The 562-nt window shown below is 74.7% G+C and carries 1 pseudogene; it reads right to left on the reverse strand.

Annotated features, from left to right (window positions below):
* Nucleotides 1–475 (reverse strand): annotated as a pseudogene (locus C1J00_RS44020) (IucA/IucC family siderophore biosynthesis protein); the annotation flags it as partial.
* Nucleotides 476–562 lie beyond the last annotated feature (87 nt).

The following is a 562-nucleotide window of genomic DNA, read 5'->3' on the forward strand; positions in this document are numbered from 1 at the left end:
GCGCCTTGGGTGCGGGGTGGTGGGTGTGGCCGGTGAGGAGGGACTGCTCGGAGCGCAGGTAGAGGTCGCCGGGCGGGGTGGCCCCCGCACGGGCGGCGAGCAGGGCGGCCACGGCGTCCCGGCTGTCGAGCATCTCGGCGGGCAGCTCGTGGTTGGACAGCCCGGTGTGCCGGCGCAGTTCCTCGGCGACGAGCTTGACCAGCTCGGTGTGGCCGAGGCGGTGCCAGGCGCCCGCGATCCCGGCCTCCGGTTCGGCGGGCCGCCGCGTTCCGCGCACCCGTAGCAGGCGGTCCCCGCCGGGCAGCCGGTAGACGCGATGGCCGCCCTCCCGGCGCACCGGCCGGGCGACCTCCCGCAGCAGGCAGTTCAGCAGGGGCACGGCGGCATATGCGTCGGCGAGGGCCCCGGTGGCCGGGTCGCAGCCGTGGGCCGAGTCGTCGTCGGCGGGCGGGGGCATGAGGTCCACGCGTTCCACTCGTCCCTACGATCCTTCCAGCGTTCCGGGCGGAGATGATCAGTATGTCGGTCGTCGCCATTCCGCTGTGACGCCCCTATGCGTACC

The sequence above is a fragment of the Streptomyces cahuitamycinicus genome (assembly GCF_002891435.1).
In the GTDB taxonomy this organism is placed as follows: domain Bacteria; phylum Actinomycetota; class Actinomycetes; order Streptomycetales; family Streptomycetaceae; genus Streptomyces; species Streptomyces cahuitamycinicus.